Origin of the sequence: Bacillus sp. AFS029637 (assembly GCF_002584985.1) — a bacterium.
In the GTDB taxonomy this organism is placed as follows: domain Bacteria; phylum Bacillota; class Bacilli; order Bacillales; family Bacillaceae_G; genus Bacillus_A.
Map to the genome: position 1 here is coordinate 39,317 of NZ_NUPZ01000054.1, position 13,868 is coordinate 53,184.

Here is a 13,868-nt window from a genome sequence, read left to right on the forward strand (position 1 = left end):
ATTTCTTGAATGGATTATAGCATGGGAAAACATTATATATTTATATAAAAAATTTAAAGCCGTCATTAAGCCGTAAATTGAATCTTGACAAGGATTCAAAATATAAATATTTGATGATTGTAATGAATCCTATTTAATCTTTAAAATTATTAAAGCATACAATTAAATACTAGAATCATAAATCCAATCATTATGAAGCTAATTAAAATGATTTCTTTCAACACCGTTACTCCTTTTTATACAAATAAAAAAGAATGCCACCTAGCCAAAAGTTCGACTATGGGACATCCCTGCCGATAACTACACTTCCATTTACTACTTCAAACTAACGGGTTGTTGTTGCGTCACACAATGAATCATGCCGCCATTTTTATAAAGCTCTCTCACATCAATACCGACTACTTTACGATCCGGGTATAACTTCTGAATCGTATCGTTTGCGATTTTGTCATTCGGATCATTATAATTAGGCACCAATACCACTTTATTCCCAATATAATAATTGATGTATGATCCCTTATAATCGAGAGTTTTCCCGTTTTCTAAAGCAACGTTTGCTTTACTAAGCGGTAAGTATTCATACTTATACTTCTTTCCTGAAGCATTTTTCGCATCTAACAATGTATCCATATCTTTATTTGATAAACCCCATTCAGCTAGGTCATCTTCTTTCATCGTTACAATGGTAGATTTATCATGGAATTTAGCAAATCCATCAATATGAAAATCCGTAATATCTAAATTAGGCACTCCATCTAACCAAATAAAGTTTGTTACCCCAAGGTCACTTATATATTCTTCAATTTCCTTTTCTGATAAATCAGGGTTTCTATTTTTATTCGTTACTGCACTTCGAGTTAATAAAGCTGTTCCATTACTGTCTAATTCAATTGCGCCACCTTCAAGAACAAATTCTCCCCAATCAATTCTTTCAATCCCTAATTGTTCACTAACATTCTCACGTATACGAGCATCATTTTTATAAGGTGTTTTCTTTCCCCAACCATTAAATGCTGGATCTAATACTTTTAAATTTTTATTATTATCATAAACAAAAATCGGTCCACTATCTCTTGCCCATACATCATCCGTAGGCGCTATAAAGAAATCAATCTTATCCATATTTAGCCCTTCATCTGTTAAAAGCTTATTGATTCTCTCTTTTTCTTCCTGATTATATGCAACAATGTGGACTTTTTCACCCTCTGTTAAAGCACTTGCCATCTTAACCCAAATTGGTTCGACTTCTTGTTTATATTCTTGTCCATATGTGTATTCATGTGGCCATTGCAACCATGTACCTTCATGTTTACCTTTTTCATCCGGCATCGTATATTTCCCAGCGTTTTTCTGTACCTCTACCTTCTCATCCTCTTTCCCTTTTACATTTTCATGATTCCCCTCAAAAGAACATCCACTAATAATCGCTGTAGATAATGCACTTATGAAACAAAGCTTTACTATTTTTTTCATTTTTCAACCTCCTGTTCTTCTCTCCAATAATGTAAAGCTTCACATAGTGTGAAGCTCAAGTTTTTTCATAAATATAAAATTTACCAATTACTCTTCATCATAAATTCCGTACAAATCAATGAACTTCATATAGCATCTTTCCTCTATTTAACATTAATATCATTTAACTTCCCCCATAAATTTATTCTATTATTAACTACCTCCTAGCTGTTTGTTCACTAAGTAGAACCTTACTAAATAAAAAATCGGTATTGATAATTACATATCAATACCGATTTTCCCATCATTGTTTTCCTTCTATTAAATCATTCGCCATTTTTCTAAACTCTTGATTAAATGCATCATTCATACCATTTTGTACGTTAGAGAATAATATTACAAACGTTCGTTTATCCCAATTAAAATTATTAAATGTGTTCCAGCCAGCTAACACACCGTGGTTATGATAATAATCTGGGTAAACATAAAAACTAAATCCATATTTTCTTGCAGGTGATGCAGAAAACATATCCGTTAAGCTTTGTTTAGAAAGTAGTTTACCGTCCATAATAGCTTCATCTAACCTTTTCATATCTTCAACAGTCGTATACATTTCACCACAACCATACAGCCAGTTCATTTTTAAACGAGGTGCATCTATTAACTCATTATCCTTTTTCGTATAACCTTCTGCTAAGAAAATATCTTCAGGGAGAGTTGCCCCCATTCCAGATTCATGCATTCCAACAGGCGTAAAAATATTTTCTTTCACATATTCAGCGAGCGGTTTATTCGAAATCTTTTCTACAATATACGCAAGCACCATATAATTATAATCTGTATATTTCCATCCTGTCCCTGCAGGAAATTGTAACGATTGCGCACCAATCCATGTGACTAACTTTAAACGTGAAGCTGCGTCAACACTACCTTGTCCCTGATCCGGCAAACCAGACGTATGTGTTAACAAATTTCGTAATGTAATATTTTTATCGGCTGGAAACGATGGAATATACTTATTTACATTGTCTTCAATATTTAATTTTCCTTTTTCTCTTAGTTGCATAATAGATATAGCAACTACCGTTTTCGTAATAGAACCAATGCGATATTTCGTTCTTGGCGTCGTTAATACTTTATCCTTCACATTCGCATAACCGTAACCTTTTCGTAAAATCACATGATCTTTACTTGCTACAAGAACACTTCCATTGAATCCTTTATCTTTTAAATATTGATCTAGTTTTTCAGCTGCAATTTCATAACGCTTTTTTTCAGCTACGCTAACTTCTTGCATATCGTCCTTACGCTTATCATTTAAATTAGAAAATGACTTTATATCATATTTCTTACCTTTATTTGCATGTATGAGTGCAACGACACTTCCACAAAAAACAGCAAAAATAAAGGAAACGATTAACCATTTCTTTAACATAATAGGAACCCTCTTTTATCTAGTTTCACTTAACGCGCATCCATTCTATTCTATATCTTTTAATTTTTAAATATTTTATAATATTATCTAACATTCACTCTACTAAAACTAGATCCCTCTTTTTCATATTCAATTTTTGACTACTCTCTATTGTATTTCTTTCTTACAAAATTTACACCATACAATCGGATGCATCCAACTATAATTTCAATTTCTAATGTAACATTTGTTACATATCTATAAGAATGGAGATGTAATATGAAAAATACTGATAAACGCAATCGTTTAGATGATAGGATGTTTCATTATCGGATAACAAAAAAAAACATAGTTTAAATTGAATATTACGGAAAACAGATCAAATTATTAAAAGGACATGATGCTGAAAAATTTTTAAACAAAATACATCATGCAAATAACGATAAAGAAAAACAACTCATTATGGCTAAAGTTACAGGTAATTTCAAAAGAGGAAATGAACGTCATTGAAAACGAATCTCATTTCTTTTTGATTATACAGCATATTCAAAAAGAAATGTCGCTCATATGGCATTTCTTTAGACTTTCTTCATAAAAAATTTACATTGCTAACATTCCTTTATTTTTTATTCTTCCAATATAAGCTGGCCGCTGAAATACTTAGTAATACAACTATACATAGCCACGCATACGTATACCCTTTTTCATCTACAATATAGCCAAATAAAACAGGCGCAACAATAATAGCAATTTGATTTAATGTAAGTGCAAAACTCACTGTCATCCCTACGGATTCTTCACTTGCTGATTCTGCAACTTCGGCTATAAAAAGACTGAACCATCCAATTGAAAAGAACCCTAACAATGCACTTACACCATACAATACATTCGTTCTTACATGTATGCTCATTACTAACATGAGAATGAAGCAGATAGAAGTGCAAACAGTTATAAATAAAGGAATGCGCCGATTTCCCTTATAGAACAAATCACTAATAGCTGCTAATATAACCCTACCAATCATTCCAGAAAAGAACATAACGGAAAATACTTTCCCAGCTAAAATAGGTGTAATTGATTGTTCTATAACTAAATATTTTATAAAATGTCCAACTAACACCATTTGCAATGAAATCATGCAAATACCCGTTATATAAATTGAATACAACCCTTTTTTACATATCACTGCTTTTAGATGCATCCAAAAAGAGATATTACTGCGTTCTTGTCTCTCTTCCTCTCGAACACATGGTGGATCCTGATAAAATATATAAAATAAAAGACCACCTATTATACAGATACTTCCTATAATATTTATCGTATACGTCACATTGTATTTTATCGTAAAAAACGGAATCAATACTCCCGCTAACGCACCACCAATCGGTATCCCAGCTTGCCTTATCCCCATCGCTAATCCACGATTTTCTTTTGGAAACCAATTTATTATCACTTTACTTCCTCCTGGCTGGGACACACTATAAAATGTTCCAACTAATAAAAGTACGAATAGTAGTCCGATAAATCCATTTACTATATTAGTCAATAAAAGCGAACCACCTAGTAAAAAAGAACTTATGCTAATTAACATTTTTTCATTATATTGATCCAGTAACCGCCCGACAAAAAGCATACAAAATAACGGACCAATATTTACAACACTTATTAACAATCCACTCTCCATATTCGTAAGCACATATTCTTCTTTCCAAAATAAAGCGAAAGCTCCGACACCATACGTTATAAGTGTTGCTGTCGCTTGAGCAATCGTCGCAAAAATTAACACCATCCACTTATACGTACTATTTACACTCTCTTCCATTAACATCAAAATCTCTCCCCCCTTTCATTGTATGAAAGTTTTAATATCATATAAAATAAAGATTAACCATATAATCCATCAAAAAAATTGATACCTTTTTCGGGGGGATGACACGTGGACGTAAAAGATTTAACTGTTTTTTACGAAGTTGCGAAAGAAGGAAATATATCTCACGCAGCTAAAAATTTGAACTATGTACAATCTGGCATAACAATGCGTATAAAGCAATTAGAAAACGAATTAGGTGTTCCGTTATTTTATCGAAATGGAAAAGGAGTTACGTTGACTTCTAATGGTGAGATTTTATTAACATACGCAAAACAAATCATCCACTTAATGGATCAATCTATTAAAGCGGTTCAAAGTAACGGAACCGAGCCAAAAGGAACTTTAAAAATCGGATGTACAGAATCTACAACCGCTGTTCGGCTTCCTTCCATATTAGCGACCTACTATGAGAAATACCCACAAGTCGAATTGATTTTAGAAACAAATACAACGGAACAACTAACTCACCTTGTATTAGAACGAAAACTGGACGGGGCATTTATCGCTGGCATTACTCAGCACGCTGAACTTCACACAAATATATTTCGTGAAGAAGAATTAGTTCTCATCAGTAAAAATCCTTTATCCTCCTTTAAAGAAATAGACTGCATGAATTTACTTGCCTTTAGTCACGGGTGCTATTATAGAAGATTATTGGAAGACTGGCTTCAAGAAGAAGGAGTTTCACCTAAACGAGTTTTAGAGTTTGGGACAATTGAAGCGATACTTGCATGTGTAAAATCAGGTATGGGCATAGCAATTATGATGAAGTCTATCTTAAACGGTCATAAACATGACGTATCATTCAACCCTTTACCAAACAGCTTCAAAAAAGTTCCTACTACCTTTATTACTAGAAAAGATATTTTTCACTCTGCTGCATTACAAAAATTTATGGAGATGATCCACAATGCGTGAGAAGAAAATACGTGGTATGAAACGAAGAACAAACACTATGATAAAACGAATTGAAGAACATACAAAAACGTTTCCTTCTACTTTCCATAATGATGAATATTGGTATATACCGTTACCTGTTTCACAAGCTTTTATCGATTCTCGTAAAACACCTAGAAAAGTAAAGCGATTGTGCATTCAAACTTTATTAAATCAAGCAAATAGATTATTGAAAATGAAACCAATCGATACAAATACATATCGAGTTGTTGTTATGATTTCTATCGCAGATTTATGGAACTCACAAATTATCATATTTAAAAATAATGACTACTTTCATACTTTTTTCAATAGAAAAAACCATAAATTATTTAGAGGACACTTCTGTATCCCTAAATAAATTTATGGCTTTTCTCAAATATCTCCGGCCTCTATTAACTTGTTGATTTTAATCATACCAAACCTATTAAAATTTGTGAATATTATTTTTTCAATAAAGTGAAGCTTTAATCAGGATGAATTATCCATCTCCTACTGATTATTAGTGGAAGTTTTTACTGCTCATTAATGTAGGATACATTCTGTTCAAATTCTTTATAGTAACTTTCACTTGATATTTACGTATATCTACGTTTTACTTAATTACAAATTCTTAGTTTCGTATATCCTTACTTGGAACTTATTTTAAAGTATATTTGAAACTATACTTAACTTTGAAAACATGCATTATACTTTAGACAATACATTTTCTTGGAAAGTATGTTCTTCTTGATCTTCATATCCAGTTGAAACAACTTCTTGAATATCATCATGGTTAAATAAATAAGTGAAATCTGGATTCATATAGCCTTCTGGATAGGGACATCCCATATAATCGAATTTTCTTATCTCATCCGTTTCTACTTGTTGTTTCCGCCCGAAAATCATGAGTTTCTTTGTACCTTCTTTTAAAATTACAATAGAGCCTATAGGAAAAAGTTGCGAATTCATTGTATGGCCCCTCCTTGTTAATTGTTTTTTGCTAAGAATTTAAGGAACCTAGCTTGGTTTTCCGCTTCTTTAAATCAATATATACACACATATATATACCATATATACTAGACACAACAGCCAATAAAGAAAAGACCAAAATTAAGACCGTCGCTAAAGCATTTTGTGATAATGAACCTACACATATCTGTCCAATAATATATCCCAATCCTGAAAAATAAACAATTGGAGAAATTTTTATATTTCCATTTTCTTCATTGTTTAATCGCTTTAAAAAACTTTTCATTCCAATAGAAATCAATTTATAAATTGTAAAAATGTAAAGCACAAAAGTAACAATAAAAAACAGAGGTGTTTCAATTTTAATAAAAGTATATGCAATCTTTTGAATCACTATAAAGCTTCCAAAAGAAAAAGTTATTCCCATAAATCCATTATATAAAATGTGTACCAACCTTGGCTCATTTGGTTTACAAAAAAATACCCATCCCCCCCATATATTAGCAGTCAATAGAACAGGTAAGATTATATATAAGTATATGGTAAAGGTTGGAGGGAATAAAAATGGGGTTAAAATCATAAAATTAATAACTACCCACACCATAATGACACTCGATCTAACACTGTAAGGCATCAATTTCCGAATAATTTGTTCTGTACTTTTTCCGTGGTATTTTTCCATATTAATCTCCCAAAAACTAAAAAATTTTATCTAAAGTTGCTCCGATTCCAGATTTAACTCTATCTTTTATCGAATCCTGTTTACCATCATGATTCCAATCACCTTTGTTAAACTTAATTCCATCTGTTAATATACTAGCTCCTATAGAAACACCAAAGCCAAAACAAGCTCCAAAAACAGTTCCAACAGCTGCACCTACTTGGGCTCCCGCAAAGGCACTTACAGCAGTAGAGCCAATCCCAATTGCTGCATCACCAATAATATCACCAGCTATTTTAGTTTTTGAAGCTTTATTTTCAATATTTTCCTTTGTATCATTAATTACATCCCACCCTATAGCTGCATAGCCTAAAGCATTTGTTTTTAATTTCAATGAATCCTTTAAAATTTCTTTTGGTGATAAAATTTGTGTTTGCTCATTATCTAAAACTTTTTGGATTAGCCAATATTGGTTCTGACTATATAAAAACTGAATACAGTCTGTAGACCATGAGTCCTTTATATAATAATGAACTTGAACAGTATTTAACTCTTCACGATTATGTATAATGTTTGCTAACTCTAAGGAAGCTTCATCATCTAAGTAAAGTTTCAAGTAATCTACTAATTGCTTGTTTGATTGATTTAAAATGTTTTCTTTATATGCAGAAGAAGGGATTTTAAATGTATAATTTAGACGAGAGAAAGAATTTTTAGGCTGTAATGCTTGATATATAAATTGCCAAGCTACCTCCGGTGTCCCGCATTCTTTAAATGTACATTGTTTTTCACCGTTAGCATCTGTTATTACATTTTGTATAACCTTTTTTTACTAAAATAGAAATTTTTTTCTAAAGCGCTGTTTTTACCTATCTGTACTTCAATAACAAATCCTGTAGTTAAATAAATGCGGAAATATTCTAAAAGTTGTTTGTTACATAATGTTTCATCTTCTTTTATTATGAGTAGCTCTTCGTTTTTTCAATTCTCGTACATTACATCTAATTCTTTGTCTATTTCTTCATCTGACCAATTTTCAAAGGGGTTCTCAATTCCAATCATAGTTTCACGGTCAAACATACCAGTTAATACATATACTTCTTTATTTGATAAAATAAGAGGTTCAATAGTCAAATAGTCCCACTCTCTAGCGTAATATATAATCCCTAAGAAATATAATACAATAAAAAAATGATTCAATCTAGTAATTGCCAACACTTAAAACTAAAAACTAAAAACATTCTAATAAAAACAAAAAGAAAGAGAATTAATTTAAATATATTTTTATAATAATAATGTCTCTTCACTACATAATTTTTATTTTGTAAGCTAAAAAAATAGAAGTATCGTCCTATATAAGACCATACTTCCGTAGTTACTTAAAAATCACATAATAAATTACCCATTACCTCTTCAAGCACTACATATGGATTTACTATCACTTTTTCCGAACGCCATCCTATAAATCCATCTGGTCTAATTAGTACAGCTCCTTCATGACCTATCCCATATCGTTCACGAAAAACATTTTCTTGAGCAATAAAGTCTCCACTTAAACCAATTCGATACACTTTTATATTTATTCCTAATTTAGATGAAACATCATGTGCAGCCTCAGCCCAAGAATTATCTTCTACTCCAGTAAGTAATACAAAATTGTTACCGAATAAGTCTAGTATAGAAGCTTTCTTCCCTTCATACATTCCAAAAAAATGTGGTGCTCGCGTACCAGGTCTTCCGTTCAACGCTATTATATCCATTCTATGTGGAATGGATAAGTCATCTATAATTGCCTCTGAACAATATTGATACCCAACAGTAACAGCTAAACCGTCCATATTATTCAAACTGCCTTCCTCTCTATTGGCAGCACGGAACAGCAAACTACTCGCATAATCCGTCGTTAATTTTGCAACTGGATATCTCTCTTCATGGTACGTTTCTAACAATTTTGGATTTGCTTGCCTTTTTATAACAGCCGCTAATTTCCAAGCTAAGTTATGTGCATCTTGTACTCCTGTATTTGAACCAAATCCTCCTGTTGGCGGCATAATATGTGCAGAATCGCCAACTAAAAAAATACGATTATCTTGAAATTTTGTAGCAGTGCTTTCAGCCGCTTCCCACGGTAAAACACTTAATATTTCTGACTCAACATTTATACTTCCAATTGCGGTTTGAATAATTTGTTTACAACGTTCCATCGTAAAATCCTCTGGTCGTTCTCCTTTCAATGGATCGTAAGCTACATGATAAATCCACCTTTTTACGTTATCAACTGGAATGAGCGCACCAAGAACCTCCGGATGAAGTACCATAGAAAAACCGAATGCGTCCCCTTGTATACATTCACTTAAATCCGCTTCAAAATAAATATTCATATAATAGCCACCGATTGTACCCCGTCCCTCGGTCGCAATCCCTAGCTGCTCACGTATTTTACTTTTTGCCCCATCCGCTGCAATTACATAGTCACAATGTATAACACTTTCTTTTTCTGTTTCCCGATCTCGAATCGTTGCTATTACTCCGTGCTCATTTTGCTCAAAAGAAATTAATTCATAATAAAAAGATAGCTTTCCGCCTAATTTCTGTGCTTCTTGCAACATCATCTCTTCTAAAATAATTTGATAACAAGCAGTTTGTTTTGATGGACTAATCTCTTCTACTTTTTGAAGTAACTTTTCATCATTTCCATACTGAGAGGTCCTCAATTTTGCCAATTCTTCCTTATTCATCTCAGCTATTGTATGAACCGCTATTCTTCCTCGGCAATTCTCTAATGCTTTTCCTGCTAATTTAATTCTATCTTCTAAACCTAACTCTCGAAATAACTCCATCGTGCGTAAAGTAAGCCCGCCTGCTTTCGGATGGATTGCAGTAGACGGATGCCTTTCAATAAGTAAGTACTCAATATTATGTTTTGCAAGAAATAACGCAGATGCTAATCCTGATAATCCCCCTCCAACAATTAAAACTGGTACATCATTCGATTTCATATATTTACCCTCCACATCATTGTTCTGAGCTCAGTGATATAAATATAATCAAAAAAACAACAAAGATATAGACTTATATTTCATTTTAAATTATCATATAGATAGATTACGCCCAAAATTACTTTTAATTTTACTTTTTCATACATCTATAATCCGCGTGAATTATGCGTGTATGAAAAAGTAAAACTAAAGAACTCACTTTAGTAGACACCAAAATAACGAAAACATTATAAGTGGTCGTAACCCTAAAAATTATACAGGGTTACGACCACTTATTTTTTGCTCAATAGCTTAACCATTCTCATCTGATACAACTTATTATTAAATCATTTTCTTTTTTTAAAACCTCATCCATTCTGGTATATAATCCTTTTCTATTCCCCTATAATTTTCAACACTAAAAATTTCATTCGTCTCGATTTTCTTTCTCAATATTGCAGCTCATACAACAATCATGTAGCATTACCGTATCGATGTAATGGTTCATCATTTTAAACCTTTCGACTAATTACCAGGAGGCAAAGTGATTGAAATGAATAAACAAGAACAATTAAATGTTATAAAAAAAGATTTTATTGATTCTCAAAAAGTATTATTGGCAATCGGTGATGAAACACGTCAAGCTATTTTGTTAGTTCTAATGGAAACGGAATGTCAAACCGGATTACGTGTAGGCGAAATTACGAAACAAACACACCTTTCTCGACCTGCTGTATCACATCACCTTAGGATTTTACGAGAAGCCGGTATTATTTTAATGCGAAAAGAAGGCACAAAAAACTTTTATTATATTGATATACGTACAAAATTAAGTTTATTAAAAAATCTTGTATTAGATATTGAGAAACTATTGCAAAACTTTTATTGAAATTTGGAGGCATAAGAAATGAAGGCAATGATAATTGATAAGTATGGGAAAGCCCCAATGCGTATGACAGAGGTGCCTACTCCTGAAATAAATGAGTATGAGGTGCTTGCGGAAATTCATGCAGCTAGTATTAACCCAATTGATTTTAAAATACGCGATGGAAAAGTAAAGATGTTGCTTAAATATGAAATGCCCCTAATCCTTGGGAATGACTTTTCCGGTGTCATCGTGAAGGTTGGCGCAAAAGTGACTCGTTTTAAAGTTGGTGATGCAATATATGCCCGTCCAAGAAAAAATAAAATCGGTACTTTTGCGGAATATATAGCTATTCATGAAGATGATATAGCCTTAAAACCAAAAAATTTAAGTTTTGAGGAAGCAGCTTCGATTCCACTCGTTGGATTAACATCCTATCAAGCATTACATGACATCATGCACTTACAGCAAGGACAAAAGATTTTAATTCACGCTGGATCTGGTGGTGTTGGTACTTTCGCTATTCAATTAGCAAAAATAATGGGTGCTACCGTTACAACGACTGCTAGTGAAGCTGGTGCGGATTTAGTAAAGTCTCTTGGTGCAGATGAAATGATTAATTATAAAACAGAACAATTTGAAGAAGTACTAAAAGATTATGATGCAGTATTTGATACAATCGGCGGTGCAACACTTGAAAAATCATTCAATATTATAAAAAACGGAGGGAACATTGTTTCCGTTTCAGGCATGCCGAATGCACGATTCGGCAAAGAATTTGGTTCTGGATTCTTTAAAACACTCTTATTTTCATTAGCAAGTAAAAAACTTACTGCACTTGAAAAAAAACATAATGCGCAATATTCGTTTTTATTTATGAAGCCAAGCGGGGATCAATTACGTATTATTGCAAATTATATTGAAGCCGGAAAAATCAAACCTATAATTGACCGAATTTTCCCTTTTGAAGACGCTCAAAAAGCAATGGAATATTCAGAGTCTGGAAGAGCAAAGGGAAAAATAATTGTAAAAATTAAATAATATAAAAGCTCCATTTTGAAAAATGGAGCTTTTATATTTACTGTAAAATAGACACAATACACTGAAGTCCTTACAATAGATTGCAAGGGGAAATAATATATTATACTTTTAGTTAACTTAACAAAGAATACATACGTACAAATACATAGTAAAAAATACAAAAGGAGGAGATACAATGACTAAAAATAATGAAGCAGGTTGGAATTTAGATAATAGTTATACGACTTTACCACAATCATTTTATACAGAAATCCCCCCTACTCCCGTAAGTTCGCCGGAGCTAGTTAAATTAAATCATTCACTAGCGATATCTCTTGGCTTTAACCCTGAAGAACTGAAGAAGGAAGCCGAAATTGCGATTTTCGCTGGTAACACAATCCCAGAAGGTGCTCATCCATTAGCTCAAGCATATGCTGGGCATCAATTCGGACATTTTAATATGTTAGGCGATGGGCGTGCCCTTTTAATAGGAGAACAAATTACTCCTTCAGGTGAACGTTTTGATATTCAACTGAAAGGTTCCGGTCCCACTCCCTATTCACGCCGAGGAGATGGTCGTGCTGCACTCGGTCCGATGCTACGTGAATATATTATAAGTGAAGCAATGTATGCACTTGATATTCCAACTACCCGCAGTTTAGCAGTTGTCACAACTGGAGAACCTACATACCGTGAAACAAAGTTACCTGGAGCAATTTTAACTAGAGTAGCTAGTAGCCATATTCGCGTCGGTACATTTCAATATGCTGCGGCTCGCGGTTCAATCGAGGACCTGAAATCACTAGCTGACTATACGATAAAAAGACATTACCCAGAAATTGAAGCTCATGAAAACCGATATACTGCTTTACTAGAAGCAGTCATTGAAAGACAAGCAAGTCTCATCGCAAAATGGCAACTTGTTGGATTTATCCACGGCGTAATGAACACTGACAATATAACGATTAGTGGAGAAACGATTGATTACGGCCCTTGTGCATTTATGGACAATTACGATCAAGGAACCGTATTTAGCTCTATCGATACACAAGGTCGCTACGCATATGGAAATCAACCATATATGGCCGCATGGGATCTCGCGCGACTAGCTGAATCTTTAATACCAATTCTGCACGAAGATGAAGAAGAAGCACTAAAAATCGCCCAAGACGAAATTTCAAAATTCAGCGTACAGTATGAAAATAATTGGTTGCTTGGAATGAAAAAGAAATTAGGACTATTTGGCGAAGACGAACAAGACAAATCACTTATTGAGAAACTTTTAACAATAATGGAGAAATATAAAGCGGATTACACAAATACATTCCGTTCATTAACACTCGATACATTAGAAAATACCCCTCTATTCGAAAGTCCAGCATTTAAAGAATGGTACGGACTATGGCAATCTCGATTAGAAAAACAAGACGAATCGAAAGTGAATGCCTATGAGATGATGAAAAATAATAATCCATCAATCATCCCAAGGAACCACCGTGTAGAAGAAGCACTAGAAGCAGCTGTTACAGGTGGCGACTATAGCGTAATGGAGAAGCTTCTTGAAGCTTTATCAAACCCTTATGCGTATTCTACAGACCAAGAATCATACTGCGTTCCACCTGTGCCGACGAATCGTCCTTATCGTACTTTTTGTGGGACTTGATTGTTTAATATGTAAAAAGGTGTGTTCATACAAATTGTGTGAACGCACCTTTTTTTAC

At 33.2% G+C, this 13,868-nt stretch carries 10 protein-coding genes and 4 pseudogenes; 6 read left to right on the plus strand and 8 right to left on the minus strand.

The annotated features are described in order from the left end of the window. Positions 1 to 315: 315 nt before the first annotated feature. Positions 316 to 1,473: an agmatine deiminase family protein gene (locus COE49_RS25755; RefSeq protein WP_098252715.1), complete on the minus strand. Its 1,158-nt coding sequence runs from the start codon at positions 1,471 to 1,473 to the stop codon at positions 316 to 318. 283 nt (positions 1,474 to 1,756) lie between these two features. Then, positions 1,757 to 2,887 carry a serine hydrolase domain-containing protein gene (locus COE49_RS25760; protein ID WP_088229816.1) on the minus strand — a complete coding sequence of 377 codons (1,131 nt, stop codon included), beginning with the start codon at positions 2,885 to 2,887 and terminating at the stop codon, positions 1,757 to 1,759. Between the two features lie 258 nt (positions 2,888 to 3,145). Here COE49_RS25760 and COE49_RS25765 point away from each other — a divergent pair. Beyond that, a pseudogene (locus COE49_RS25765) lies at positions 3,146 to 3,376 on the plus strand (hypothetical protein). 109 nt (positions 3,377 to 3,485) lie between these two features. On the opposite strand, the gene COE49_RS25770 reads toward COE49_RS25765, so the two are convergent. Next, on the minus strand, positions 3,486 to 4,694 hold the full coding sequence (locus COE49_RS25770; RefSeq protein ID WP_098946149.1) for an MFS transporter: 1,209 nt from the start codon (positions 4,692 to 4,694) through the stop codon (positions 3,486 to 3,488). A gap of 108 nt (positions 4,695 to 4,802) precedes the next feature. On the opposite strand from COE49_RS25770, the gene COE49_RS25775 reads away from it, so the two are divergent. Together COE49_RS25775 and COE49_RS25780 are read left to right on the plus strand one after the other, a co-directional pair. Then, complete coding sequence (locus tag COE49_RS25775; protein WP_088229818.1) at positions 4,803 to 5,654, plus strand: LysR family transcriptional regulator; 852 nt, start codon at positions 4,803 to 4,805, stop codon at positions 5,652 to 5,654. Beyond that, positions 5,647 to 5,994: pseudogene (locus tag COE49_RS25780) on the plus strand (DUF3916 domain-containing protein); the annotation flags it as partial. The gene COE49_RS25775 and the pseudogene COE49_RS25780, both read left to right, overlap by 8 nt. 365 nt (positions 5,995 to 6,359) lie before the next feature. Here COE49_RS25780 and COE49_RS25785 read toward each other — a convergent pair. From COE49_RS25785 to COE49_RS25805, 5 genes and pseudogenes are all read right to left on the minus strand, one after another. Further along, positions 6,360 to 6,623: a DUF4176 domain-containing protein gene (locus COE49_RS25785; RefSeq protein ID WP_088229820.1), complete on the minus strand. Its 264-nt coding sequence runs from the start codon at positions 6,621 to 6,623 to the stop codon at positions 6,360 to 6,362. Positions 6,624 to 6,654: 31 nt separating this feature from the next. After that, positions 6,655 to 7,305 carry a hypothetical protein gene (locus tag COE49_RS25790; RefSeq protein ID WP_098252712.1) on the minus strand — a complete coding sequence of 217 codons (651 nt, stop codon included), beginning with the start codon at positions 7,303 to 7,305 and terminating at the stop codon, positions 6,655 to 6,657. 16 nt (positions 7,306 to 7,321) lie between these two features. Next, positions 7,322 to 7,711: pseudogene (locus COE49_RS28540) on the minus strand (WXG100 family type VII secretion target); the annotation flags it as partial. Beyond that, a pseudogene (locus tag COE49_RS25800) lies at positions 7,712 to 8,418 on the minus strand (hypothetical protein); the annotation flags it as partial. A gap of 245 nt (positions 8,419 to 8,663) precedes the next feature. Next, a complete protein-coding gene (locus COE49_RS25805; protein WP_249278313.1) occupies positions 8,664 to 10,283 on the minus strand; it encodes an FAD-dependent oxidoreductase in 1,620 nt (539 codons plus the stop codon). Positions 10,284 to 10,806: 523 nt separating this feature from the next. Between COE49_RS25805 and COE49_RS25810 the strand changes: the two genes are divergently transcribed. The 3 genes from COE49_RS25810 to COE49_RS25820 all read left to right on the plus strand — a co-directional run bounded on the left by COE49_RS25810 (position 10,807) and on the right by COE49_RS25820 (position 13,810). After that, positions 10,807 to 11,151, plus strand: coding sequence for an ArsR/SmtB family transcription factor (locus COE49_RS25810; protein ID WP_088229823.1), 345 nt, complete (start codon positions 10,807 to 10,809; stop codon positions 11,149 to 11,151). Positions 11,152 to 11,169: 18 nt separating this feature from the next. Continuing rightward, positions 11,170 to 12,168, plus strand: a complete 999-nt coding sequence (locus COE49_RS25815; protein WP_088229824.1) for an NADP-dependent oxidoreductase — start codon at positions 11,170 to 11,172, stop codon at positions 12,166 to 12,168. 175 nt (positions 12,169 to 12,343) lie between these two features. Then, positions 12,344 to 13,810: a protein adenylyltransferase SelO gene (locus COE49_RS25820; protein ID WP_088229825.1), complete on the plus strand. Its 1,467-nt coding sequence runs from the start codon at positions 12,344 to 12,346 to the stop codon at positions 13,808 to 13,810. Positions 13,811 to 13,868 lie beyond the last annotated feature (58 nt).

Bases quoted from the DNA above. Each gene is read 5' to 3' on its own strand.
- COE49_RS25755 (WP_098252715.1), bottom strand. From the start codon at position 1,473: ATGAAAAAAATAGTAAAGCTTTGTTTCATAAGTGCATTATCTACAGCG.
- COE49_RS25760 (WP_088229816.1), bottom strand. From the start codon at position 2,887: ATGTTAAAGAAATGGTTAATCGTTTCCTTTATTTTTGCTGTTTTTTGT.
- COE49_RS25770 (WP_098946149.1), bottom strand. From the start codon at position 4,694: ATGTTAATGGAAGAGAGTGTAAATAGTACGTATAAGTGGATGGTGTTA.
- COE49_RS25785 (WP_088229820.1), bottom strand. From the start codon at position 6,623: ATGAATTCGCAACTTTTTCCTATAGGCTCTATTGTAATTTTAAAAGAA.
- COE49_RS25790 (WP_098252712.1), bottom strand. From the start codon at position 7,305: ATGGAAAAATACCACGGAAAAAGTACAGAACAAATTATTCGGAAATTG.
- COE49_RS25805 (WP_249278313.1), bottom strand. From the start codon at position 10,283: ATGAAATCGAATGATGTACCAGTTTTAATTGTTGGAGGGGGATTATCA.
- COE49_RS25815 (WP_088229824.1), top strand. From the start codon at position 11,170: ATGAAGGCAATGATAATTGATAAGTATGGGAAAGCCCCAATGCGTATG.
- COE49_RS25820 (WP_088229825.1), top strand. From the start codon at position 12,344: ATGACTAAAAATAATGAAGCAGGTTGGAATTTAGATAATAGTTATACG.